21 protein-coding genes are annotated in these 23,672 nt (G+C 71.7%); 17 read left to right on the plus strand and 4 right to left on the minus strand.

Annotated features, from left to right (window positions below; all coding sequences use genetic code 11):
• Positions 1-158: 158 nt before the first annotated feature.
• Positions 159-638 (minus strand): DUF2000 family protein, encoded by a 480-nt coding sequence (locus tag ACIRP2_RS27555; RefSeq protein ID WP_404254782.1) that lies wholly within the window; start codon positions 636-638, stop codon positions 159-161.
• Between the two features lie 52 nt (positions 639-690).
• Here ACIRP2_RS27555 and ACIRP2_RS27560 point away from each other — a divergent pair, with 52 nt between their 5' ends.
• A complete protein-coding gene (locus tag ACIRP2_RS27560; RefSeq protein ID WP_404254784.1) occupies positions 691-1,491 on the plus strand; it encodes an AraC family transcriptional regulator in 801 nt (266 codons plus the stop codon).
• A gap of 370 nt (positions 1,492-1,861) precedes the next feature.
• Positions 1,862-2,692: an IclR family transcriptional regulator gene (locus tag ACIRP2_RS27565; RefSeq protein ID WP_404255119.1), complete on the plus strand. Its 831-nt coding sequence runs from the start codon at positions 1,862-1,864 to the stop codon at positions 2,690-2,692.
• A gap of 70 nt (positions 2,693-2,762) precedes the next feature.
• Here the strand turns inward: ACIRP2_RS27565 and ACIRP2_RS27570 are convergent, their stop codons facing one another.
• On the minus strand, positions 2,763-3,332 hold the full coding sequence (locus ACIRP2_RS27570; RefSeq protein ID WP_404254786.1) for a flavin reductase family protein: 570 nt from the start codon (positions 3,330-3,332) through the stop codon (positions 2,763-2,765).
• A gap of 314 nt (positions 3,333-3,646) precedes the next feature.
• Here ACIRP2_RS27570 and ACIRP2_RS27575 point away from each other — a divergent pair, with 314 nt between their 5' ends.
• The 8 genes from ACIRP2_RS27575 (at position 3,647) to ACIRP2_RS27610 (ending at position 13,212) form a co-directional block, all read left to right on the plus strand.
• Complete coding sequence (locus ACIRP2_RS27575) at positions 3,647-4,516, plus strand: alpha/beta fold hydrolase (RefSeq protein WP_404254788.1); 870 nt, start codon at positions 3,647-3,649, stop codon at positions 4,514-4,516.
• Positions 4,513-6,213, plus strand: a complete 1,701-nt coding sequence (locus tag ACIRP2_RS27580; RefSeq protein ID WP_404254790.1) for an FAD-binding protein — start codon at positions 4,513-4,515, stop codon at positions 6,211-6,213. Before ACIRP2_RS27575 ends, ACIRP2_RS27580 begins: the two co-directional genes overlap by 4 nt.
• The gene (locus ACIRP2_RS27585; protein ID WP_404254792.1) at positions 6,210-7,247 is read left to right on the plus strand and encodes a 2Fe-2S iron-sulfur cluster-binding protein; all 1,038 of its coding nucleotides are present in this window, start codon (positions 6,210-6,212) and stop codon (positions 7,245-7,247) included. Before ACIRP2_RS27580 ends, ACIRP2_RS27585 begins: the two co-directional genes overlap by 4 nt.
• Positions 7,248-7,306: 59 nt before the next feature.
• A complete protein-coding gene (locus ACIRP2_RS27590; protein WP_404254794.1) occupies positions 7,307-8,215 on the plus strand; it encodes an acetaldehyde dehydrogenase (acetylating) in 909 nt (302 codons plus the stop codon).
• 21 nt (positions 8,216-8,236) lie between these two features.
• On the plus strand, positions 8,237-9,298 hold the full coding sequence (gene dmpG, locus ACIRP2_RS27595; RefSeq protein ID WP_404254796.1) for a 4-hydroxy-2-oxovalerate aldolase: 1,062 nt from the start codon (positions 8,237-8,239) through the stop codon (positions 9,296-9,298).
• A gap of 8 nt (positions 9,299-9,306) precedes the next feature.
• Complete coding sequence (locus tag ACIRP2_RS27600; RefSeq protein WP_404254798.1) at positions 9,307-10,491, plus strand: acyl-CoA dehydrogenase family protein; 1,185 nt, start codon at positions 9,307-9,309, stop codon at positions 10,489-10,491.
• A gap of 313 nt (positions 10,492-10,804) precedes the next feature.
• Positions 10,805-11,734, plus strand: coding sequence for a VOC family protein (locus tag ACIRP2_RS27605; RefSeq protein ID WP_404254800.1), 930 nt, complete (start codon positions 10,805-10,807; stop codon positions 11,732-11,734).
• The gene (locus ACIRP2_RS27610; RefSeq protein WP_404254802.1) at positions 11,731-13,212 is read left to right on the plus strand and encodes an FAD-dependent oxidoreductase; all 1,482 of its coding nucleotides are present in this window, start codon (positions 11,731-11,733) and stop codon (positions 13,210-13,212) included. Before ACIRP2_RS27605 ends, ACIRP2_RS27610 begins: the two co-directional genes overlap by 4 nt.
• A 152-nt stretch (positions 13,213-13,364) precedes the next feature.
• Here the strand turns inward: ACIRP2_RS27610 and ACIRP2_RS27615 are convergent, their stop codons facing one another.
• Together ACIRP2_RS27615 and ACIRP2_RS27620 are read right to left on the minus strand one after the other, a co-directional pair.
• Entirely contained in the window at positions 13,365-13,676 is a 312-nt protein-coding gene (locus ACIRP2_RS27615) for a ferredoxin (RefSeq protein WP_404254804.1), read from the minus strand.
• A complete protein-coding gene (locus tag ACIRP2_RS27620) occupies positions 13,676-14,833 on the minus strand; it encodes a Rieske 2Fe-2S domain-containing protein (RefSeq protein WP_404254806.1) in 1,158 nt (385 codons plus the stop codon). Before ACIRP2_RS27620 ends, ACIRP2_RS27615 begins: the two co-directional genes overlap by 1 nt.
• Positions 14,834-15,050: 217 nt before the next feature.
• Between ACIRP2_RS27620 and ACIRP2_RS27625 the strand changes: the two genes are divergently transcribed.
• From ACIRP2_RS27625 to ACIRP2_RS27655, 7 genes are all read left to right on the plus strand, one after another.
• Positions 15,051-15,800, plus strand: coding sequence for an SDR family NAD(P)-dependent oxidoreductase (locus ACIRP2_RS27625; RefSeq protein ID WP_404254808.1), 750 nt, complete (start codon positions 15,051-15,053; stop codon positions 15,798-15,800).
• Positions 15,801-15,935: 135 nt separating this feature from the next.
• The gene (locus tag ACIRP2_RS27630) at positions 15,936-17,096 is read left to right on the plus strand and encodes a steroid 3-ketoacyl-CoA thiolase (protein ID WP_404254810.1); all 1,161 of its coding nucleotides are present in this window, start codon (positions 15,936-15,938) and stop codon (positions 17,094-17,096) included.
• Between the two features lie 8 nt (positions 17,097-17,104).
• Entirely contained in the window at positions 17,105-19,300 is a 2,196-nt protein-coding gene (locus ACIRP2_RS27635) for an acyl-CoA dehydrogenase (protein ID WP_404254812.1), read from the plus strand.
• Positions 19,301-19,302: 2 nt separating this feature from the next.
• On the plus strand, positions 19,303-20,193 hold the full coding sequence (locus tag ACIRP2_RS27640) for a MaoC/PaaZ C-terminal domain-containing protein (RefSeq protein WP_404254814.1): 891 nt from the start codon (positions 19,303-19,305) through the stop codon (positions 20,191-20,193).
• Entirely contained in the window at positions 20,190-20,837 is a 648-nt protein-coding gene (locus ACIRP2_RS27645) for a PaaI family thioesterase (RefSeq protein WP_404254816.1), read from the plus strand. Before ACIRP2_RS27640 ends, ACIRP2_RS27645 begins: the two co-directional genes overlap by 4 nt.
• Before the next feature lie 14 nt (positions 20,838-20,851).
• A complete protein-coding gene (locus ACIRP2_RS27650; protein WP_404254818.1) occupies positions 20,852-21,613 on the plus strand; it encodes an SDR family NAD(P)-dependent oxidoreductase in 762 nt (253 codons plus the stop codon).
• A gap of 401 nt (positions 21,614-22,014) precedes the next feature.
• Positions 22,015-23,670, plus strand: a complete 1,656-nt coding sequence (locus tag ACIRP2_RS27655; protein ID WP_404254820.1) for an AMP-binding protein — start codon at positions 22,015-22,017, stop codon at positions 23,668-23,670.
• Positions 23,671-23,672: the final 2 nt, after the last annotated feature.

Raw genomic sequence — 23,672 nt, forward strand, 5'->3', positions numbered from 1 at the left:
CGCTGCCCCGGCGCGCCGCGGGGGGCGGGCCGGCCGCCCCGCGCCCCCACGCCCGGCTGGGGGGGGTGGGCGTCCCCGCCCGGCCCCCCCGCGCGCCCCCCCCCCCACGACAGGTGTCGTCGTCGTTGTCGGTCGGACCGCGGCCGCCTGTGCGTTGGTCAGGGATGCATCCGCGCACCCTTGAGGATCTTGTCCACCGCGTTGCGCGGCCCGTAGACGGCCATCCCCACCAGATCGAGCCGGTCCTTGCCCACGGCGCGCACAGCTGCCCGGTTGTCCCGGTCGTTGCCCGTGCTGAAGAGGTCCGAGGTGAACACGGCTGTCGCCAGCGAGCGGGACAGTGCACGAGCGTGCGCGGTGGTCAGTGTCTCCTTCGTCCCCTGGAACACCAGCACGGGCTGGCGGAACATCGGCAGGTACGTGGTGTCGTCCGCGTCCGCGTACGGCCCGCCGACCACCTCCGGTGACGCGGTGCCGAGTCCGCTGACCACGAAGGCGGTCACATTCAGCCGCTGCCAGGGCTCCAGGTCGTCCCGCAGCAGTACGGCGATCTTCGTGTCGAAGCGGACGGGCGCGTCCTCGGATCCGGCACCGGTTCCGACGCGGACCTCCGCCTCGGTCTCATCCTTGGTTCTCATGATTCGAGACTGCCGGGCTCACGCACTCTCGGTCTTGTACGTTCCTTGCGTGATGTCCCGGCAGGAAGTCTCCGCCTGGCGCCCGCCTGTCGCCGGTGTCGTGGAGGTCTTCCACGCCCACTTCACCGAGCACGCGTATCCCATGCACGTCCATGACACCTGGACCCTGCTGATCGTCGACGACGGGGCGGTCCGCTACGACCTGGCCCGCCACGAGCGCGCCACCCCGGGCGACACCGTGAGCCTGCTCCCGCCGCACGTCCCGCACAACGGCTCACCCGCCACCCCTCACGGCTTCCGCAAGCGCGTGCTCTATCTCGACATGTCGCAACTGGACAAGAGCTTCATCGATCCGGCGGTGGACAGCCCTGACCTGGCCGATCGTGTCCTGCGCAGGCGCGTGGGCCAGCTGCACGCAGCGCTTGCCGCCCGGGGCGACGAGTTCGAGGCGGAGAGCCGTCTGGCCCTCATCGGCGAGCGCCTGCGCGAGCACCTGCGCCCCGGGTCGGCCGGTGTCGGCCCGGGGCCCGGCCGCGGCGTCGCCCACGATCTGCGTGACCTCCTCGACGGGCGACTGCTCGAAGCCGTCACCCTGGCCGAGGCCGCACGTCTGTTCCACGCCCACCCCACGCATCTCGTGCGGGCGTTCAGCGCCGCCTTCGGTATCGCACCCCACCAGTACGTGACGTCGCGCCGTGTCGACCTGGCCCGCCGTCTGCTCCTCGACGGGCAGCCGCCGGGCGAGGCGGCGGTCGCCGCCGGCTTCTACGACCAGTCCCACCTCACCCGGCACTTCAAGCGGATCGTGGGCGTCACTCCGGGCCGGTACGCCCGAGCCGGCGCCGCCGGTTGAGCACGAGCCGCCCGGGTTCGTCGCCGTACGCGTAGCTCACCCGGGCCATCGCGGGAGGCGGAGGCGGCCTTCGTCCGGTCATGCGCTCCGACCGGGGCGTACCCATGTCCCGGCTGTCGCGGCAGCGCCCCCGGTCCGTCCGGCGTCCGTGCCAGGGCGGCTCGAGGGACGGGTCCCGGACGGATCCGTGGTGGTCGGAGCGACGGTCGTCGGAAAAGAGCCGGTGCGCATGTCTTCTCTGCGTTCGGGGGGCGCTGTTACATTCCGGAAAACAAGAATTCATTTCAGTCTGTGGCTGGAGGCTCCCATGACAACTGTCGATGGTGTTCCCACCGTGCGTGTGCCGGTGCGTCGAGAGTTGCCACCGTCGATGGTCGAGCGGGTGACGCTCATCATGGACGTGTTCGAGGGCCGGACGGCCCGGCTGTCCTTGGAAGAAGTGGCCCGGTGCACACGACTGCCCAGGTCGACGGCACACCGGATACTCGACCAGTTGGTACGGCTGTGCTGGCTTGAGCACACCGGTCTCGGCTACGGGCTCGGCCGTCGTGCCCTCGGGCTCGGCGGGGGCGACGGCGTGCACAGCAGGATCCGGGAGGCCGCCGCCGCCCGGTTGCACCACTTGCAGATCAGGACCGGCATGGTCGTGCACCTGGCCGTCCTGGACGGAGCGGAGGTGTACTACCTCGACAAGGTCGGGGGCCGCTTCGCCGCGAGTGTCCCCTCGCGTGTCGGCGGCCGGGCGCCGGCCCATTCGACAGCGCTCGGCAAGGCCATGCTGGCCTGGCTCGAACCGGAGGACGTCGAGGTGAGGGCAGGCGACTCCATCACCCGTCAGACCCAGCGAACGATCGCCGACATCAGCACCCTGCACCAGGAGCTCAACCGCATCCGGCGTCGTCACGGCCTGGCCTTCGAGCGCGGTGAGTGCTTCCCCGACATCGCGTGCGTCGCCACCGCGGTCCGCGGTCCCGAGGGGCCGGTCGCCGCCATCTCCCTGGTGGGGGACGCATGGACCCCGCTGGAGAAGGTCGCACCGCTGGTGGTGGACGCGGCCCGGCGGGTGTCCCTGGAGTTGTTTCCCGGTCAGGAGGCACCGGTCGCACCGGCGCGCCGCGTGGCGGCCGTTCCGGAGGAAACGTGGTCCGCGCAGACCATGGACCGCCTGCTCGCCGCGGGCCAGTACGGCGACTGGCAGTAGCCGTACACGGGGCCGGTGAAGCCCCGCTCCGGGCCCGGCGAACCCAGTTCCCGGACGCGGCGGCCCCCGCTCACCCCCAGTGGTCGCCCCAGCCCCATGGGTCGGGCGCCGTGACGGCGGACGGGCTCTCGACGCCGAACCCGCCGCGGAAGAAGAGCATCGGCTGCCGGTCGGTCACGGTCTCCAGAGCGAGGACCCGGCCCACCACCACGTCGTGGTCGCCCGCGCCGCGCACGTCGTACACATCGGCGTGCACCCGGGTCAGGACACCGTGCAGCGACGGTGTCCCCCAGCGGGAGAGTTCCCAGGGGAGTCCCTCGTACTTGCGGCCCTTGCCCGAGCCGAACCGGCTGCACAGGTCGGTCTGTTCCGCGGCCAGGATGTTCACGGTGAACCGTCCCGACTCCCTGATCCTGGGCCACGCGCGGCCTCGGTGATCGGCGCAGAACAGGACGAGGGCCGGTTCGAGCGAGACCGACGCGAACGACTGGCAGGCGAACCCGACCGGACCGCCGTCCCGTCCGATCCCCGTCACCACGGTGACCCCGGACGCGAAGTTCCCCATGGCGCGCCGCATCCGCAGGGGTGTCGGCTCGGTCTCCTCATGGGCCTCGGGCACGGACGGGCACTCTGCGGTCATCGGTTTCACCTCGGGGGGACGGGGCGGTGGTGTGCCCGAACGTGGGCAGGGGCCGAAGGTAGGACAGCGGTCGGCCGAGCCGGGCCGCCCGCTCCCGATGAGTGGAACGTTGTCCGGGCCCGCGCCTCCGGACCGCACCCGCACCCCCGTGACCGTACGCATCCCGCTGACCGAGACGTCCGCCGCGCGGTCCCCGAAGCCGTGGCTACCGTCCAGGAACCGATCACACGGGACCCGTGGCCGACCGGGGCCGACGAGCACCCGGAACCACCGGTCACCGGATCCATCGATCACCGAGGTCAATGAGGGCAGGGATGATGACGGAGCTGAGCCACGACTCCACACTGCGCGAACTCCCGACCGATCAGGGCGTATTGCGCTACCACGAGGCCGGCGACGGTCCGCCCCTGCTGCTGCTGCACGGTTCGGGGCCCGGGGTCACGGGCTGGCGCAACTACCGGGACAATCTGAGCGCGTTCGCCGGGCACTTCCGCTGCCTGATCCTGGAGTTCCCCGGTTTCGGGGTCAGTGACCCGGCCGACGGCCACCCCATGGCCACGGCGGCCTCGTCCGTGACACGGTTCCTGGACGGACTCGGGCTCCAGCAGGTCGATGTCATCGGCAACTCGATGGGCGGCATCGTCGGCACCCGATTCGCCCTCGCCCACCCCGACCGGGTGCGCAGGCTCGTGACGATCGGTGGCATCGGGCGAAACGTCCTCGCTCCCAGCCCCGGCGAAGGCATCAGGCTGCTCACCGAGTTCACCGACGCCCCGTCCCGCGAGGGCCTGGTGCGCTGGCTGAACTCCATGGTGTACGACCCGTCGCTGGTGACCGAGGAGCTCGTCGAGGAGCGGTGGACGCAGGCCACCGACCCGGAAACCCTCGCCTCCGCGCGGCGGATGTACGGAAGTGCGGCGTTCGCGGCACGCGAGGCCGCCGCTGCCGAGTCCGACGAGGCGCCCTACTGGGCCGTGCTGCACCGGCTCCGGGCCAAGACCCTGCTCACCTGGGGCCGTGACGACAGGGTCAGTCCCGTCGACATGGCGATGCTGCCGATGCGCACCATCCCCGACGCCGAACTGCATGTCTTCCCCGACTGCGGCCACTGGGTGATGATCGAGCAGAAGGCCGCCTGGGAGAGCGCGGTCCTCGCCTTCCTCACCCGCAAGGACGCGGCGTGAGCGCCGGAGCCCAGGGAGCGGCCTGGGACGAGGAGTTCGACTTCGTCGTGGTCGGCAGCGGGGGAGGCGGCATGGCCGCGGCCCTGACCGCCTCCGACAGCGGCCTGTCCACCGTCGTGGTCGAGAAGGGTGCCATGTACGGCGGCACCACCGGCATCTCCGGGGGCGGCATCTGGATCCCCAACAACCCCACCCTGCGGGCCAAGGGGCACGACGACAGCCGTGAGTCCGTCCGCCGCTACCTCGACCGGCTCACCGACGACCGGGTGCCGGGCGCCCGGCTCGACGCATACATCGACCAGGGCCCGGCCGCGATGGAACTGCTCGGCCGGAGCCGGTGGATGCGGTTCTTCTGGGTCAAGGGCTACGCCGACTACCACCCCGAGTACGAGGGCGGCCGCCCGCTCGGCCGGTCGGTCGAGGCGCTGCCCTTCGACACCCGCAAACTGGGCGAGGACGAGAAGCACCAGCGGCCCAACAGCCTCAAGGGCCCGCTCGGACTGTGGATCACCGCGAAGGACTACCGGAACCTCGCCATGGTCAAGCGGACCTGGCGCGGTCGCTGGGCCTCCGTGATCGCCGCCTGGCGGGTCTCGTCCAACATGGTCGCCCGCCGGCACATGGCGACCGGCGGCCGTGCCCTGGTGGCGCGGATGCGCATGGCGCTGAAGGACGCGGGCGTTCCGGTGTGGCTGCGCAGCCCGATGACCGAACTCGTCACCGACGGGCGGGGAGGGGTCACCGGCGTCGTCGTGACCCGCGACGGCAGGACCGTACGGCTCGGCGCCCGGTACGGCGTGCTCCTGGCCACCGGTGGTTTCGACCACAACCAGGAGATGCGTGAGAAGTACCTGCCCGAGGGCGGCCGCGAGAACCACAGCGCCGGAGCCGTCGAGAACGTCGGCGACGGCATCGTCGCCGGCCAGGCGCTCGGCGCCGCTGTCGACTTCATGGACGACGCATGGTGGATGCCGTCCGTGCACCACCCCTCCGGAGCGACGATCCCCCTGGTCTCCGAACGGTGCATCCCTCCGTCGGTGATCGTCTCCGGGACCGGTAGACGCTTCACCAACGAGTCGTCGCCGTACGTGAACTTCGTCCACGACCAGCTCGAAGGCCGACACGTGCCGGCCTGGTTCGTGATGGACGCCAAGGCCCGCGCCCGCTACCCGTTCGCCCAGATCCTCCCCGGCATGCCGTTCCCCAAGGCGTTCTACGAGAACGGCACCGTGCACCGGGCCGACAGCATCGCGGGACTCGCCCGGAGCATCGGCGTCCCCGAGGACGCTCTCGCCGACACCGTCGAACGGTTCAACGGCTTCGCCCGGACCGGCCGTGACACCGACTTCGGCCGCGGCGACAGCGCCTACGACCGCTACTACGGCGACCCGACTCTGAAGAACCCCAACCTCGACGAGCTCGACGAGGCACCCTTCTACGCGATCCGCATCGAGGTCGGAGACCTGGGCACCAAGGGCGGCCTCGTCTGCGACGAGCACAGCCGGGTGCTGCGCGAGGACGGCTCCGCCGTCGCCGGGCTGTACGCCACCGGCAACACCTCCGCCTCCGTGATGGCCAACGAGTACGCCGGACCCGGTGCCACCATCGGCCCGTCCATCGTGTTCGGCTACATCGCGGCCCGGCACGCCGCCGCGGCCACCCGTTCGGGGACCGGGACGACCGGAGGCGCCCCATGAGCCCCGCACCGCTGACCGTGCGCGTCGTGAAGGTGATACGGGAGACGGCCGACGCGCACTCACTGGTCCTGGAGCCCGCCGACGAGGACCGGGTCCGGTTCGCCTACAGGCCGGGCCAGTTCCTCACCGTCCGGGTCCCCTCGGAACGCCCCGGCGGAGCCGCCCGCTGCTACTCGCTGTGCAGCTCACCGGTGCGCGACGAGCAGCTGAAGGTCACCGTCAAGCGCACCGCGGGAGGCTATGCCTCCCACTGGATCTGCGACCACGTCTCCGAGGGCGACACCCTGGAGGTGCTGCGGCCTGCGGGCACCTTCACCCCGGACTCGCTCGACGGCGACTTCCTGCTGTTCGCCGCGGGCAGCGGCATCACCCCGGTGATGTCGATCCTCGCCTCCGCCCTGCACGCCGGGACAGGCTCCGTCGCGCTCCTCTACGCCAACCGCGACGAGCAGTCCGTCATCTTCCGGGACGAACTGATCACTCTGGAACGGGAGTACGGCGTACGACTCACCGTCCTGCACTGGCTGGAGTCCGTCCAGGGCCGGCCCACGGCATCCGGGCTGCGGGCCCTCGCCGGACCGTACGCCGAGCGCCCCGCCTTCGTCTGCGGACCGGGCCCCTTCATGGACCTCGCCACCGGCGCGCTCGCGGAACTGGGCGTGCCGCCAGGGCGGATCACGGTGGAGCGATTCACCTCGCTGTCCGGAGACCCGTTCGCACACCCGGAGCAGGAGCCGCAGCCGGATCCCGCCGGGCGCGTGAGCACCGCCGAGGTGGAACTGGACGGGGAGCGCCGCACGGTCGACTGGCCTTCGAACACACCGCTGCTCGACGTACTGCTCACCGCGGGACTGGACGCGCCGTACTCCTGCCGGGAAGGCAACTGCAGCGCCTGCGCCTGTGTGCTCGTCGAGGGCGAGGTGGCCATGGAGCGCAACGAGGTCCTCGACGCGCAGGACCTTGCCGAGGGGCTCATCCTCGCCTGCCAGGCGCGCCCGGTCAGCGAGCGGCTGAAGGTCACCTACGACGGCTGACCCGCCCTCTTCTCCGTACCCGCTCCCCGTACCCACTCGACCCGGATGAGGTTCGAACAGTGACCAAGGCGACCGCCGCGATCGTCGGATCCGGCAACATCGGCACCGACCTGATGTACAAGCTCCTGCGCTCCGAGGCCATCGAGCCGCGCTGGATGATCGGCATAGACGAACAGAGCCCCGGGCTCAAGCGCGCCGCCGAACACGGCCTGCACACCGGCGCCGACGGAGTCGACGCCCTGCTGGCGGGCACGGAGCGACCGGACCTGGTCTTCGAGGCCACGTCCGCGTACGTCCACCGGGCCAACGCCCCCAAGTACGCGGAACTCGGTATCCAGGCCATCGACCTGACCCCGGCCGCCATCGGCCCCGCGGTGGTGCCGGCCGTCAACCTCGGCGAACACCTCGACGCGCCGAACGTCTCCCTCATCACCTGCGGCGGACAGGCCACCATCCCGATCGTGCACGCCGTCTCCCGGGTCACCGAGGTCGCCTACGCGGAGATCGTCGCGAGCGTCGCCTCACCCTCCGCCGGGCCCGGCACCCGCGCCAACATCGACGAGTTCACGCTCACCACCAGCCGGGGCATCGAGACGATCGGCGGCGCCGCCAAGGGCAAGGCGATCATCATCCTCAACCCGGCGGAGCCGCCGATGCTGATGCAGGACACCGTCTTCTGCGCCGTCCCCGCCGACGTCGACCGGGACGCCGTCACCGCGTCGGTCCACGACACGGTCGCCCGGGTCGCCTCGTACGTCCCCGGCTACCGGCTGCGCGCCGAGCCGCAGTTCGACGAGCCGACCGCGGTCAGTGGCGGTCTCGCCAGGGTGGCGGTCTTCATCGAGGTGGAGGGCGCGGGCGACTTCCTGCCCCCGTACTCCGGAAACCTCGACATCATGACCGCCGCCGCCACCGAGGTCGGCGAGGGCTTCGCCCAGCGGATCGTCGCCCGCCGCGCCGGCGCCTGATCACCGAGGAGTACACGAGTCATGCCCTACAGCCCCGACCTGGACATCCGCGTCACCGACTCGTCCCTGCGGGACGGCTCGCACGCCAAGCAGCACCAGTTCACCGTCGACCACGTCACCTCCATCGTGGCCGCCCTCGACGACGCGGGTGTCCCCGTCATCGAGGTCACGCACGGCGACGGCCTCGGCGGATCCTCCTTCAACTACGGCTTCAGCCACACCCCGGAACAGGAGCTCATCAAGGCCGCGGTGAAGACCGCACGGCGGGCGAGGATCGCCTTCCTGATGCTGCCAGGTCTCGGCCTCCGGGACGACATCCGCGAGGCCGCCGACAACGGCGCCGCGATCTGCCGGATCGCCACGCACTGCACCGAGGCCGACATCGCCGTCCAGCACTTCGGGCTCGCCCGCGAACTGGGCCTGGAGACCGTCGGGTTCCTCATGATGTCGCACAGCCGGCCCCCCGAGGAACTGGCCCGGCAGGCCCGCATCATGGCCGACGCGGGCTGCCAGTGCGTCTATGTGGTGGACTCCGCGGGCGCCCTCGTCATGGAGCAGACCAGCGACCGCATAGCCGCCCTGGTCGCCGAACTCGGGGACGACGCGCAGGTCGGTTTCCACGGCCACGAGAACCTGGGTCTCGGCGTCGCCAACTCGGTGCTCGCGGTGCGCGCCGGGGCCAAGCAGATCGACGGCTCGACACGCCGGTTCGGCGCGGGCGCGGGCAACACGCCCGTCGAGGCGTTCGCCGCCGTCGCCGAGAAGCTGGGCATCCGTACCGGCATCGACGTACTGAAGATCATCGACGCGGCCGAGGACGTGGTGCGGCCCGTCATGGACGACGAGTGCCTGCTGGACCGCCTGTCCCTGACGATGGGCTACGCCGGTGTCTACTCCAGCTTCCTGAAGCACGCCGCCCGCCAGGCCGCCACGTACCAGGTGTCCGGCGCCGAGATCCTCCTGGAGGCGGGCCGCCGCAAGCTCGTCGGCGGCCAGGAGGACCAACTGATCGAGATCGCGGTGGGCCTCGCGGCGAAGAGCGACGCCGGGAACGCCACCGCGCGGAACTTTCCGGGGAAGTGAGAACAGCCATGACCAATCCGGTACTTGAGGCCGTCGAGGCGCGCGCCGACGAGATCCGCGCGCTGGGCCCCGTCAACGAAGCGCTCGGCAGGCTCGACGACCAGGCGGCGAAGATACTGCGGGACGTCGGTGCCATCCGCATGCTGCAGCCCAAGGCCTACGGCGGCCTCGAACTGCACCCGCGCGAGTTCGCCGAGACCGTCATGAAGATCGCCTCCTGCGACGGGGCCACGGGCTGGGTCGCCGGGGTCGTCGGGGTCCACCCGTGGGAGATGGCGATGGCCGACCCCCGGGTCCAGGAAGAGATCTGGGGCCGGGACCCGGACACCTGGATCGCCTCGCCGTACGCGCCGATGGGCCTGCTCCGGCCCGTCGACGGCGGCTACGTCTTCAACGGCCGCTGGCAGTTCTCCTCCGGCACCGACCACTGCCGGTGGATCTTCCTGGGCGGATTCCTCGCCGACAGCGACGGCAACCGGCTCAGCCCCCCGCAGTCCGTGCACGTCATCCTGCCCCGCGCCGACTACGAGATCGTCGACGACTCCTGGGACGTGGTCGGGCTGCGCGGCACCGGCAGCAAGGACGTCGTCGTCGAGGACGCCTTCGTGCCGGCCCACCGGGTCATCGAGTACGCCAAGGTCGTCGACGGCTCCCTGGCCGCCGAGTCCGGGCTGGCCAACCCGGCCTACCGGCTGCCCTTCTCGGCCGCCTTCCCGCTCGGCATCACCGCCGCCGTCATCGGCATGTGCGAGGGCGCCCTCGCACACCATCTGGCGCACCAGCGCGACCGCGTACAGATCACCGGCCAGGTTGTGAAGGACGACCCGTACGTCCTCTACGCCGTCAGCGACGCGGCGGCCGAGATCGCCGCCTCCCGCTCCGCGCTCCTGGACAACGTCTGCCAGATGTACGACATGGTCGCAGCGGGCGAGGAGATCACCTTCGAGCGGCGTGCCGTCGGCCGGCGCACCCAGGCCGCCGCCGCGTGGCGGGCCGTTCGAGCGGTCGACGAGATCGTGGCCCGCTCCGGCGGCAACGCGATGCGCCTGGACCATCCGATCCAGCGGTTCTGGCGCGATGTGCATACGGGCCTCGCGCACGCCATCCATGTACCGGGGCAGGTCTTCCACGCCGCGGCCCTGACGGAGATCGGCGTCGAGCCGCCGCAGGGCCCGATGCGCTCGATGATCTAGGACGTGTCCTCGGACCGGCGTCGCTCGGCCGAGGCCGGGCCGTGCGGCGTGCGGCGGCTTGTGCGAGCGAGGCGGAGGATCGTCCTCGTGCCGGACGTACGTGGACGACTTCGACCACGCGGCGAGCGTGCGTGCCAGGCGTCGCACCGCAGACGGCAGTTCGAGGACACGGCCCGGGGCATTCGAGCGGATCCCGGATCCATGCGCGGTGCCGGGGTGTGCGAGCCCGGCCCGGTCCGCACGGAGGCCCCGGTGCGCCCATGGACTGAGCCACTCCATCCGGCTCCGGCCGGCAGACGAGGGAGAAGAACACATGACACAGATCCGAGGGCTCGGATATCTCCGGGTCCAGACGCGTGACATCGACCGCTGGCGCGAACTCACGGTGGAGGCCCTCGGCTTCGCCGCGGGCTCGGGGCCGGATCCCGATGGTCTGTATCTGCGGATGGACGAGCGCCGCGCCCGGCTCGTCGTCCTGCCCGGCCCGGACGACCGGGTGCTGTCGGTCGGCTGGGAGGTGCGGGACCAGTTCGCGCTCGCCGCGGTCGGTCGCGCAGTGGAGGCGTCCGGTACGGCGGTGAAGGTGCTCAGCCGGACGGAGGCCGACGACCGCGGCGTCGAGCAGGGAATCACCTTCGACGATCCGGCCGGAGTGCCCGTCGAGGTGTTCTTCGCCCCGATCCTCGACCACAGCCCCGTGCTGACCGGTCTCGGCCAGCGGTTCGTCACCGGAGGCCAGGGGATGGGTCACGTCGTGCTGCCCACCACGTGCATGGAGGACACGGTCGCCTTCTACACCGAGGTGCTCGGCTTCCTGCCGCGCGGTGGAATCCGGCTCAGCGGTCAGTCGCCGGACGCCCCGCCCCGCCGGGTGCGCTTCATGGGCGTGAACGAACGCCACCACAGCCTCGCCGTCTGCCCCGCCCCGCACGGCGAGAAGCCCGGCCTGGTGCATCTGATGGTCGAGGTGGACACCCTGGACGCGGTCGGCCGGGCCCTCGACAACGTGGGCAGGCACGGCTTCTCGCTCTCCTCCACCCTGGGCCGGCACACCAACGACAAGATGGTGTCGTTCTATGTGCGCGCGCCCGGTGGCTGGGACATCGAGTACGGCTGCGACGGACTGCGCGTCGACGAACGGCACTACACCGCCGAAGAGATCACCGCGGACAGCTACTGGGGCCACGACTGGTCCGGCTCCGAGCCACTGGCCGCCTTCACTCCGCCCGGCGCGGCCACATGACCACCGCACGGCCGGTGACGCCGGTCCGCGCCGGGACCGTCACCCGCTACGACGCCCGGACCGATGTGCTGGTCGTGGGTTTCGGCTGCGCAGGGGCGGCCGCAGCGTTCGAGGCCGCCTCGGCGGGCGCCGACGTCCTGGTCCTGGAACGGGCGGGCGGGCCGGGCGGGTCGTCGGCCCTGTCCGGCGGCGAGCTGTATCTGGGCGGCGGGACCCCGGTGCAGCGGGCGTGCGGCTTCCAGGACAGCGCGGACGACATGTTCGCCTATCTCACCGCGGCGCTCGGGCCGCACGCCGACGAGGAGAAGCTGCGCCTGTACTGCGACGGCAGCACCGAGCACTTCCAGTGGTTCGTGGACCGGGGGCTGACGTTCGAGCCGACCCTGTGGGACGCGCCGACCTGGATGCCGACCACGCGGGACGGCCTGATGTGGCTGGGCGAGAACGCCTGGCCGTACAACGAGCTCGCCAGGCCCGCACCGCGCGGGCACCGCTGCGCCACCGAGGCGTACGGCGGCTGGCTGGTGATGGAGAAGCTGGTCGCCGCGGCCCAGGAGGCCGGGGCCACCGTGCACGCCGACACCCGGGCCATGGCGCTGGTGGTGGACGACGACGGCCGGGTCGTCGGCGTCACAGCCCGACGCCACGGTCAGGACCTGACGTACCGGGCCCGCAGGGCCGTGGTGCTGACCACCGGCGGGTTCGCGGACAACGAGGAGATGCTCGCCGACCACGCCCCGCACCTCATCGGCCACGGAAAGGTCAGCGACGGTCTCGACGACGGCAGCGGCATCCGGATGGCCTCCGCGATCGGCGCCGCCACCCGGCGGATGGGGGTGGTCGAACTCGCGTTGACGGCCCTGCCCGCCATGGCCACCCGGGGCATGCTGGTGAACGCCCACGGGCGGCGCTTCATCAACGAGGACGTCTACCCGGGTCTGTTCAGCGTGGCCGCGGTGCTGACCCAGCCCGCCCCCTACTGGGTGATCATCGACGAGGAGGGCTACGAGGCGATTCCCGAGAAGGAACGCTGGGGCGTGGTCCCCCGGTTCGTGACGGAGACGCTGGGGGAACTGGAGGCCGAACTGGGCATGCCGCGCGGCGCCCTGGAGTCGACCGTCGGTACCTACAACACGTACGCGGCGCGTGGGCAGGACCCGTACTTCCACAAGGACGCGCGCTGGCTCAGGCCGCTGCGGGGGCCGTTCGCGGCGGTCGATCCGAGGATCGGCTTCCATCAGGGCGATCGCCGGAGCGCGGGGGCCGGGACGGGGGTCGCCGGGTTCACCCTCGGCGGGCTGCGCACCACCGTGGACGGTGCGGTGCTCGATGTCTCCGGGGGGACGGTGCCCGGTCTGTTCGCGGCGGGCCGGGCGACCTCCGGCATTCATGGCGAGGGGTACATAAGCGGCACGTCGCTCGGCGACGGGACGTTCTTCGGGCGCCGGGCGGGTGTCGCCGCCGCAGTCGGCGCCTGAACGCGGAAGGGGCCGGGTACACGCGATGGGCGCGTACCCGGCCCTTTCGGCCGTCCGCCGGAACCGAGGGGGAGAGCTCCGACGGCGACCTGCACGGGGAGGTTCAAGGCGGGCCGGGACCGGGACAGGACCGGGGCCGGCCCGTCCGGAGGTCAGGTCCGGAGGTCGGGCCGCCGGTTCGGGGCTGTTCCCAAGGCTTCGGGGAGAGGGTTGCCGTCCGCGCCGTCCACGACAGCCAGCGTGCCCCGCAGTGCGGACTCGCGGATCGTGTCGCGCAGGGACCGGCAGCCCTCGAAGCCTCCGCCGGCCGGATCGCGCTCCGCGCAGACCGCCATGGACCGGCCGTCCCACTGCACACTCGTCTGCTGCCAGCTGCTCTTGCGCACCAGGACCCGGGCGGCGCACCGCTCACAGGCCAGCGGCTGCATCGGGGGGCCGTCGGTGAGCCGGTTGTCGAGCCGCATCAGGCCGGCCGGCCTTCGGCGGCGGCCTTGCGGGCGAGGTTCTCCTCGACCTCCTTCTGCCACGCCTCGACGGGCCGCGTGGTGTCCAGTTCGAACTCGAAACGGTCGGTCATCTCCGCCTTGACGTCGGCGACGTCCACGTAGAACTGCTCGTACCAGCGCCGCAGCTGGTAGACCGGCCCGTCCTCCTCGCAGAGCAGGGGGTTGTCGATCCGGGTCTTGTTCCTCCAGATCTGGATGTCCTGCTCGAAGCCGAGCTTGATGAACTGTGCTATGCCGGAGGCGAGTTCGTCGGCCGCCTCGGACGAGAGGGACTCCGAGCGCTTGACGATGATCCCGTACTGGAGCACGAACCGATCGGCGTCGACCGGATAGTGGCAGTTGATCAGGACCGACTGCACATCGCCGGTGTCGTAGTGGTAGGTGAGGTCGTCGATCATGAACGAGGGGCCGTGGTACGAGGCCACCGAGTTGCTGCCGGTGGTCCTCGGGCTGCCGTCCTGCTCCTGCGGTCGGGCGTCGGGCCTGCCGGTTCCGCGCATGTACTGGGTGGCGGTGTGTCCCTCGAAGACGTTCTTGAAGTACGTGGGGAAGGAGTAGTGGACGTAGAAGAAGTGAGCCATGTCCACGACGTTGTCGACGACTTCACGGCAGTTGGCGTCGACGACGGTCTCGTACCAGAGCCAGTCGGTCCATTCGTCGCTCGTCGCGCCCTCGATGCGGGGGATGCGCACATCGGCGGGCGGGGGATTGCCCTCCGGGTCGTTCCAGACGAAGAGCATGCCGTCCTGGTCCAGCGTCGGCCAGGACGCCGTGCGGGCCCGCAAGGGAACCCGCTTGGAGTACGGGATCTGCCGGCAGCGGCCGTCGCCGCCCCAGCGCCAGTCATGGAACGGACAGGCGACCTGGTCGCCCTTCACAGTGCCCTGCGAGAGGTCCCCGCCCATGTGACGGCAGTAGGCGTCCAGGACGTTGAGGGTGCCGTCGCCCGCCTGGAACACCACGAGCTTCTGGCCGAAGGCCCGCACCGAGTGCGGATTGCCGTCCCTGTACTTCTCCGCGAGGCCCAGGCAATGCCAGCCGCGCGCGAAGCGGGCGGGTGTCGCGCCCGCCTCGATGGCCCGGACCTCGTCGTGTGCCGACTCGACTGCGCTCACGTTGCTCTCATCCCCTCATCAGGACGCGTGGTCTCCAGGGTCCGGACGGTAGGCCCGGACGCCGGCACCCGGACGGGGGAGTCCCACTGACCGGAACCGGCGTTCCCGGGCTCGCCGGCGACCGGTCCCGCTCGGTGGGACCGCGCCCGCGCCGCCCGGCCCGCAGGGGTACAGTCCGCCGCCTTGCCCGCAGGAAGCCATGGCGAAGGGGTCCGTGATGAACCGATTCGACGGCGTGAAAGTGCTGGTCACCGGGGCCGGTTCGGGGATCGGACGGGCCACCGCGCTGCGTCTGGTGTCGGAGGGGGCGGCCGTGTTCGCCGTCGACCTGTCGCGGGAGGGGCTGGCGGAGACCGCCTCGGCATCGGCGTCCGGGCCGGGACGGATCGTGGGCCGCGTCGCCGACGTCGCCGACGAGGGCGCGGTGATCGCGACCGTGGACGCCGCCGTCGCCGAACTCGGCGGGATCGACGTACTGGTGAACGTGGCGGGCATGCACAGGACGACACCGATCGGCCGACTGACCGTGGCGGACATGAAGCGCCTCTTCGCGGTGAACACGATCGGAACGGCCCTCTTCTGCCGGGAGGCGCTGCCGCATCTGCCGGACGGCTCCGGCGTCATCGTCAACGTGGCGTCGTCGGCCGCCTCGCACGGGAACCCGTACATGACCGCGTACGCCGCGTCGAAGGGTGCCGTCCTCGGCTTCTCGCTCTCCCTGGCCGCAGAGGTCGCGCACCGCGGCATCCGGGTCGTGCCCGTGTCACCCGGTTCGGTCGCCACCCCGCTGGCCGGGCCGCAGGTGCTGCCGCCGGATCTCGACACCTCCTACTACGGGCGCATCCGGGCGCCGTTCGGGACCGCCGAGCCGGAGCAGATCGCGGGCGTGATCGCCTTCGCCGCGTCGCGGGACGCGGCCTACCTCACCGGGGCGGAGCTCCGGGCCGACGGTGGCTCCCACATCTGAGCGGGACGCCCCTGGCCCTCAGTGCGGTGCCCGCGGCCACTGAGCGGGACTGGGCATGGTCAATTTCAAGAACGAATTCTATTTTTCTGTCGTCAGTGTCCAGGCCCCCACGGGCCCCACATCTTATGGAGTGCCATGACCGAGGCCGTCATCGTCGAAGCCGCGCGCACACCGGTCGGCCGACGCCGCGGAGTCCTGTCCGGGCTCCACCCGGCGGAACTCCTGGGGCTCGCCCAGAAGGGACTCGTGGAGCGCGCCGGGATCGCCCCCGACACCGTGGAACAGATCATCGGAGGCTGTGTCACCCAGGTCGGTGAACAGTCCAACAACGTCACCCGCAGCGCCTGGCTGCACACCGGACTGCCCCACACCACCGCCTGCACCACCATCGACTGTGCCTGCGGATCGTCCCAGCAGGCCGTGCACCTGGTCGCGGGACTGATCGCCGCCGGTGCGATCGAGACCGGCATCGGCTGCGGCGTCGAGTCGATGAGCCGCGTCTTCCTCGGCGCGGCGCTCGCACCCGGCACCGGTGCCCCGGTGCCCGAGAGCTGGTCCCTGGACATGCCCGACCAGTTCACGGCGGCCGAACGCATCGCACGGAACCGGGGCATCACCAGGGCCGAGGCGGACGCGCTGGGTCTCGCCTCCCAGCGGAAGGCCGCCCGGGCCTGGGCCGAGGGACGCTTCGATCAGCAGATCATCGCGGTCCGGGCGCCCGTCGTCGGCCCCGAAGGGCCCACCGGGGAGACCGCTCTGATCACCCGTGACCAAGGGCTGCGCGACACCACCCCGGAGGCCCTGGCCGCCCTGGGACCGGTGCTCCCCGACGGCATCCACACCGCCGGCAACTCCTCCCAGATCAGCGACGGCGCCGCCGCCGTCCTCCTGATGAGCCGGGAGCGCGCCGCCCGAGAAGGGCTGCGTCCACGCGCCCGGATCGTGGCGTCCGCCATGGTCGGCTCCGACCCGTACTACCACCTCGACGGGCCCGTCACCGCGACCGAGCGGGTGCTGCGCATCGCAGGCATGACCCTCGACGACCTCGACCTCGTCGAGATCAACGAGGCCTTCGCCTCCGTCGTCCTGTCCTGGGCGCAGGTCCACAAGGCGGACCTGGACAAGGTCAACGTCAACGGCGGTGCCATCGCGCTCGGTCACGCCGTCGGCTCGACGGGAGCCCGGCTCATCACACAGGCCCTGCACGAACTGGAGCGCACCGGGAAATCCACCGCGCTGATCACCATGTGCGCCGGCGGGGCGCACGCGACCGCCACGATCATCGAACGCATCTGAGGGACGTCATGACCATCGGGCTCACCCAGGAGCACCGCGACCTGCGCGATGCCGTACGCACTTTCGCGAACCGGCACATCACCGAGGACACCCTCCGGGCGGCGGCCGACGCCGACAAGGAGACACTCCCCGCCCACTGGAGCGGCCTCGCCGAGCAGGGACTGCTCGGACTGCACCTCCCGGAGGAGGCGGGCGGCGCCGGATACGGCCTCGTCGAACTCGCCGTCGTCACCGAGGAACTGGGCCGTGCGATGGCCCCCGGACCGTTCCTGCCGACGACGCTGGCCTCGGCGGTCCTGCACGCCGCCGGACACCGGACGTACCTCGCCACGCTCGCCGCCGGCACCACCGTCGGCGCGGTCGGACTCGCCCCCGGGACCCTCGCCGTGAACCGTGCCGCCGACGGCACGGCCACGGCCACCGGCACCTGCGAACTCGTCGTCGGCGGGCACCTCGCCGACGTGTTCGTGCTGCCCGCCACCGACGGCGACCGCGTCACGTGGCTGGTGCTGCCCCGCGCCGCGGTGGACACCACCGACGTCCGCAGCCACGATCTCACTCGCCGCTCGTCCCGCGTGAGCGCCCGGTCGGTGCGTGTCCCGGCCGCAGATGTCCTGGACCTCGACCCGCAAGCACCCCGGGACCTCGCCGCGGTCCTGTTCGCCGCCGAAGCCTCCGGCATCGCCGACCGCTGCGTGGCCACGGCCGCCGAATACGCCCGGGTGCGGGAGCAGTTCGGCCGCCGCATCGGCCGGTTCCAGGGCGTGAAGCACCGCTGCGCCCGCATGCTCGCACAGGCCGAACAGGCCCGCGCCTGTGCCTGGGACGCCGCCCGGGCGGGCGATCCGGGCGGTGCCGACGATCCCCACGAGGCCTCACTGGCCGCCGCCGTCGCCGCAGCGGTCGGCGTGCAGGCCGCGTTCGTGACGGCGAAGGACTGCATCCAGGTGCTCGGCGGCATCGGCTTCACCTGGGAACACGACGCGCATCTCGCGCTGCGCCGCGCCCAGACGCTCCGTGTCGCCCTCGGTCCGACCGCCGCCTGGCACCGCCGCGTCGCCCGCCTCACCCTGGACGGCACCCGCCGGAAGCTGGGCGTCGAACTGCCGCCGGAGGCCGAGGCCGTACGTGAGGGGATTCGCGCCGAACTGCGGGGGGCCGCTGCACTGGACGGCAAGCAGCGCCTCACCCACCTCGCCGACCACGGGTACACCGCACCGCAGTTGCCCGCACCCTGGGGCAAGGGCGCCGACCCGGTGACCCAACTGGTGATCGCCGAGGAGCTGCAGGCGGCGAACCTCACCCCCGTCGACATGATCATCGGCGGCTGGGTGGTCCCCACGCTCATCGCCCACGGCGACGATGCCCAGCAGGAGCGGTTCCTCGCCCCGACCCTGCGCGGCGACATCGTCTGGTGCCAGCTGTTCAGCGAACCGGGGGCGGGATCCGACCTCGCCGGGCTCGGCACCCGCGCCGAGAAGGTGGACGGCGGCTGGCGGATCACCGGGCAGAAGGTGTGGACCTCCATGGCCCACGACGCCCACTGGGGCATCCTGCTGGCCCGCACCGACACGACCGTGCCCAAGCACAAGGGCATCTCGTACTTCCTCCTCGACATGACGAGCCCCGGGCTCGACATCCGGCCGCTGCGGCAGATCACCGGTGAGTCCGAGTTCAACGAGGTCTTCCTCGACGAGGTGTTCGTCCTCGACGAACTGCTCGTCGGCTCGCCGGGCGACGGCTGGAAGCTCGCCCGGACCACCCTCGCCAACGAACGCGTCGCCCTGTCCCACGACTCGGTCGGCTCCGGCGCCGGAACGCTGCTGGGGATCGCCGCCGCGTCCGACGGCCTCGACGACGAACAGCTCACCACGCTCGGCGGTCACCTCTGCGACGCACAGTCCGGCGCACTCCTCGCACTGCGCACCACGCTGCGCACCGTCTCCGGACAGCAGCCCGGCGCCGAGGCCTCCATCGCCAAACTGCTCGGCGTCGAACACCAGCAGCGGGTCTGGGAGACGTGCGTGGACTGGCAGGGCGTCGCCGCACTCACCGGCGAGGGCGAACGGCACGACGCCACCTGGATGTTCCTCAACTCCCGCTGCCTGTCCATCGCGGGCGGCACGACGGAGGTCCAGCTGAACATCATCGGCGAGCGCCTCCTCGGCCTGCCGCGCGACCCCGAGCCCACCGAGAAAGGCTGATCATGCCCATCGACCGCGACAAGGCGCTGAACGCGGACCCGTCCGTCCGCGAGATCCGCTGGACCACGCGCGACGTACTCCTGTACCACCTGAGCCTGGGCGCCGGTGCGGACGCGACCGTCGACCCCGAACTGCACCTGACCTTCGAGAAGGGCCTCACGGTGCTGCCCACCTTCGCCGTGGTGGCCGGCTCCGGGATCTCCGCGGGCGAGGGAACCGTGCCGGGTCTCGAGATGCCCGGCATCGACATCGATCTGCGGACCATGCTGCACGCGGGTCAGGGACTCGAGATCCACCGGCCCCTGCCGGCGTCGGGCACCGCGACGCTCCGCTCGCGCGTCGCCGAGGTGTGGGACAAGGGCAAGGCCGCGCTGATCGTCCTGGAGTCCGCGGCCACCGGCCCCGACGACGAACCGCTGTGGACCACGACCACCCGTGTCTGGGCCCGCGGCGAGGGCGGTTTCAGCCAGGACCCCGGGCCCGAGGAGCGCTGGTCGGCACCGGACCGCCCCGCCGACACCGTGCTCACCACCGTGACCACACCCCAGCAGGCACTGTGGTACCGGCTCAACGGCGACCTCAACCCGCTGCACGCCGATCCGGCCTTCGCCCGTTCGGCCGGCTTCGACCGCCCGATCCTGCACGGACTCGCCTCCTACGGGCTGGTCTGCAAGGCCCTCGTCGACGGTGTCCTCGACGGCGACGTCACCCGCCTCACCGGCCTCGCCGTACGTTTCGCCGGCCCTGTCGTCCCCGGCGAGTCGCTCGTGACATCCGTATGGCGCGAGGGACCGGCGCACGAGGGCATCGGGCGGCTCGTACTGCACACGGCCTGCCCCGAACGTGACGGCGCGCCCGTGCTCACCCATGCGACGGCGACGGTGAGGTCATGACCATCCCCGCTCACGAGGCCACCGAACAGGCCGCCGGACCGCGTCTGGTGGCCGAACCGCACGAGGACGGTGTCGACGTGGCGGTCGCCGCGGCCCGCAGGGTGATCGACGCCCTGTTGCACGCCGGCGACCGGACCGACGCCGACATGGCCGAAGTCGCCGCACAACTCGACGCCGTCGCCGACCGGCTCACCGACAAGGCCCCCACCCTCCGGGAACGTCTCGCCGTGATGTGGCGGGGCGAGGGCGTGACCCGGCACGATCCCGTCACCGGTCCGGAGAACGCCCTCGCGCCGCCGCTGAGGCTGCACGGCAAGGAGGACCGCTCCGTCGAGGGCGTCGTCACACTGGGCCTGCCCTATCAGGGGCCGCCCGGACACGTGCACGGCGGCATCTCCGCGCTCCTCCTCGACCACACGCTGGGCGTGGCCAACCACTGGGGCGGCCCCTCCGGGATGACCGCGGAACTGACCTTGCGCTATCTGCGGCCCACTCCGCTGTTCGAGCCCCTGACGGTCACCGGACGCCAGGTTTCGGTGGACGGCTCGCGGATCCGCACGGTCGGGGCCGTCTCCGCCGGTGGCCGCACCTGTGTCACCGCGGAAGGGTTGTTCATCAACAAGCACCTCCCCAGGCCGAATTGATGGAGGCGACAGCGATGGGAAAGCTCGACGGCAAGGTCGCGGTCATCAGCGGCGCCGGCCAGGGCGTCGGCCGGGGCATCGCCCTCGCCCTCGCCTCCGAGGGCGCCTCGGTCGCCGTCCTCGGGCGGACCGAGGCGAAACTGGCGGCGACCTGTGAGCTGCTGCGCGGGCGGGGGGTGAAGGCCGAGCCCTTCGTCCTCGACGTCCTCGACACGGAGCGGATACCCGCCCTGGTGGAGCAGATCGCCGAACGCTTCGGCCGCATCGACATCCTGGTCAACAACGCCTACACCGGGTGTTACGGGCCGCTTCTGTCGCTGAGCGACGAGCAGTTCCGGAAGGGCTTCGACAGCGGCCCTTTCGCGGCCTTCGCCTTCATGAAGGCCGCGCATCCGTACCTGAAGGAGAACGACGGCGGTGTGATCGTCAATCTGGTCACTTCCGCCATGGTCCGCTGGGACCTGAGCACCTACGGGGCCTACGCGGCGGCCAAGTCCGCCCTGCGCTCCCTGACCCGGGCCGCCGCCAACGAATGGGGCCGTGACGGAATCCGGGTCAACGCCGTAGCTCCGCACGCGGTGTCGCCCGCGTACGCCCGATGGCAGGACGCCCACCCGGAGGAGGCCGCCGCGTTCCGCGCGTCCATCCCGCTGGGGTACGTGGGCGACTGCGAGCAGGACATCGGGAGGGCCGTCGCGATGCTGTGCGGCCCGGACGCCCGCTATCTGACGGGCGCCACGGTGCCGTTGGACGGCGGCCAGGCCAACTTCGGCTGACGGCGGCCGAGGGCGCCGGCCCGACGCGACGCACAGGCCGGGCCACCGCTGCGGCTCCCCACCCATGGCCGCCCCGGCCGGTCCGGCCCACCCGGCGTCCGGCCCCGCCCACGGCGAAGCCGCCGGCCCTCCCGGTCAGCGGGACCGCCCCGGCCAACACCCCCGGTCCGTGGATAGCGTCGCCACCGGCGCGGACCGGGTCCGGCCGGGCGGCCGGCGGACACCGGCGGTTCGGCGACACCGCGCCCTCGGATCCGGAGCCGTCCGGTCCGGCCGGACGCCCCCGCGCCCTCACGTGCCCCTGGGCGCCACGACCACACGGGACGACGTGCCGCGCACCCGCGCGATCCGTCTCCGTACCGACATCGGGAAACCCGTCCACCGGGTGAGAGGGACCGACGTTGCCACACCAGACGATTGCCGACCTGCTGCTCGCCCGTGCCGGGGACGACCACCCGGGCCTGCTGACCCGAGAACGGTCCTGGACCTGGGACGAGGTGGTCGGGGAGAGCGCGGCCCGTGCCTCCTGGGCCGGGGAACTGCGCACCGAGGGACCGTTCCACATCGGCGTGCTCCTGGACAACGTGCCCGAGTACGTCTTCTGGCTGGGTGCCGCCGCCCTGGCCGGAGCGGCCGTCGTCGGTATCAACCCCACCCGCCGCGGTGTCGAACTGGAGCGGGAAGTACGCCACACCGACTGCCAGTTGATCGTCACCGACCGGGCGGGCGTCGACCTGCTGCACGGTCTGGACGTCGGCGTGGACCGGCACCGGTTCCTCGTCGTCGACGAACCGGAGTACAAGCGCAGTCTCGACGCCCGCCCCCGGCGGCCCGTGGGCTCCCCGGACGTCACCGCCGCCACCCGGATGCTGCTGCTGCTGACCTCGGGCACGACCGGCACGTCGAAGGCGGCGATCTGCTCGCAGGGCAGGCTCGCCGCGCTCGGCGCCGCCAACAGCGCCAAGTACGACATCACCCGTGAGGACACCTGCTACTGCCCGATGCCGCTGTTCCACGGCAACGCGCTGATGGCACTGTGGGCACCGGCCCTCGCGGCGGGTGCCACCATCGCCCTCACCCGCACCTTCTCCGCCTCCGGGTTCCTCCCGGACGTCCGCCACTTCGGAGCCACCTACTTCACGTACGTCGGCAAGGCGATCGGCTACATCCTGGCCCGCCCCGAGTCCGACGACGACGCCGACAACCGGCTCACCCATGCCTTCGGGACCGAGGCGTCCCCCGAGGACGCGGCCCGCTTCCTGCGCCGCTTCGGCTGCCGTCTGGTCGAGGGGTACGGCTCCAGCGAGGGCGGCGGCATGCTCAAGCGGGCGCCCGACGCTCCGGTGGGCGCCCTGGGCGTGCCCGCCCGCGACGGCGTCCGGATCGTGCACCCCACGACCAGGGAGACCTGCCCGCCCGCCGTGCTCGACTCCTACGGCCGGGTGGGCAACCCCGAGGAGGCCATCGGCGAGATCGTAGACGTCGAGGGCGCGGCCCGCTTCGAGGGCTACTACAACAACGAGGCCGCCAACGCCGAACGCGTCCGCCACGGCTGGTACTGGACCGGTGACCTCGGCTACGTCGACGAGGCCGGCTACTTCTACTTCGCGGGCCGCTCGGGCGACTGGATCCGCGTCGACGGCGAGAACATCTCCGCCCTGCTCACCGAACGCATCCTGCGCAGACACCCGCGCGTCGTGGCCGCAGGTGTCTTCGGTGTGCCCGACCCGCGCTCCGGCGACCAGGTGATGGCCGCACTGGAGGTCGCCGACGGCACCCGCTTCGAGGACCTGGACCTGCCCGGGTTCCTGGCCGGCCAGGAGGACCTGGGCACCAAGGGCGCCCCCCGCTTCGTGCGCGTCTCGCACGCGCTGCCCACCACCGGCTCGAACAAGCTGCGCAAGAAGGAGATGCAGCTGGACGGCTGGCGCACCGACGACGCCGTGTACCGCTGGGCGGGCCGGGGCCGGCCCGTCTACGCGCTGATGACCGACGAAGACAAGGCCGCCCTGCGCGGCGAGTTCCTGGCCAACGGGCGCGGGCGCTTCCTGCCCTGACC

It is taken from the genome of Streptomyces sp. NPDC101194 (assembly GCF_044767885.1).
Classification (GTDB): Bacteria; Actinomycetota; Actinomycetes; order Streptomycetales; family Streptomycetaceae; genus Streptomyces.

Excerpts from the sequence above, each read along its gene's own strand:
- dmpG (WP_404254796.1), top strand. The coding sequence starts at position 8,237 with ATGCCCTACAGCCCCGACCTGGACATCCGCGTCACCGACTCGTCCCTG.
- ACIRP2_RS27625 (WP_404254808.1), top strand. The coding sequence starts at position 15,051 with ATGAACCGATTCGACGGCGTGAAAGTGCTGGTCACCGGGGCCGGTTCG.
- ACIRP2_RS27610 (WP_404254802.1), top strand. The coding sequence starts at position 11,731 with ATGACCACCGCACGGCCGGTGACGCCGGTCCGCGCCGGGACCGTCACC.
- ACIRP2_RS27575 (WP_404254788.1), top strand. The coding sequence starts at position 3,647 with ATGATGACGGAGCTGAGCCACGACTCCACACTGCGCGAACTCCCGACC.
- ACIRP2_RS27645 (WP_404254816.1), top strand. The coding sequence starts at position 20,190 with ATGACCATCCCCGCTCACGAGGCCACCGAACAGGCCGCCGGACCGCGT.
- ACIRP2_RS27600 (WP_404254798.1), top strand. The coding sequence starts at position 9,307 with ATGACCAATCCGGTACTTGAGGCCGTCGAGGCGCGCGCCGACGAGATC.
- ACIRP2_RS27565 (WP_404255119.1), top strand. The coding sequence starts at position 1,862 with ATGGTCGAGCGGGTGACGCTCATCATGGACGTGTTCGAGGGCCGGACG.
- ACIRP2_RS27570 (WP_404254786.1), bottom strand. The coding sequence starts at position 3,332 with ATGACCGCAGAGTGCCCGTCCGTGCCCGAGGCCCATGAGGAGACCGAG.
- ACIRP2_RS27585 (WP_404254792.1), top strand. The coding sequence starts at position 6,210 with ATGAGCCCCGCACCGCTGACCGTGCGCGTCGTGAAGGTGATACGGGAG.
- ACIRP2_RS27605 (WP_404254800.1), top strand. The coding sequence starts at position 10,805 with ATGACACAGATCCGAGGGCTCGGATATCTCCGGGTCCAGACGCGTGAC.
- ACIRP2_RS27555 (WP_404254782.1), bottom strand. The coding sequence starts at position 638 with ATGAGAACCAAGGATGAGACCGAGGCGGAGGTCCGCGTCGGAACCGGT.
- ACIRP2_RS27560 (WP_404254784.1), top strand. The coding sequence starts at position 691 with ATGTCCCGGCAGGAAGTCTCCGCCTGGCGCCCGCCTGTCGCCGGTGTC.
- ACIRP2_RS27635 (WP_404254812.1), top strand. The coding sequence starts at position 17,105 with ATGACCATCGGGCTCACCCAGGAGCACCGCGACCTGCGCGATGCCGTA.
- ACIRP2_RS27640 (WP_404254814.1), top strand. The coding sequence starts at position 19,303 with ATGCCCATCGACCGCGACAAGGCGCTGAACGCGGACCCGTCCGTCCGC.
- ACIRP2_RS27615 (WP_404254804.1), bottom strand. The coding sequence starts at position 13,676 with ATGCGGCTCGACAACCGGCTCACCGACGGCCCCCCGATGCAGCCGCTG.
- ACIRP2_RS27650 (WP_404254818.1), top strand. The coding sequence starts at position 20,852 with ATGGGAAAGCTCGACGGCAAGGTCGCGGTCATCAGCGGCGCCGGCCAG.
- ACIRP2_RS27630 (WP_404254810.1), top strand. The coding sequence starts at position 15,936 with ATGACCGAGGCCGTCATCGTCGAAGCCGCGCGCACACCGGTCGGCCGA.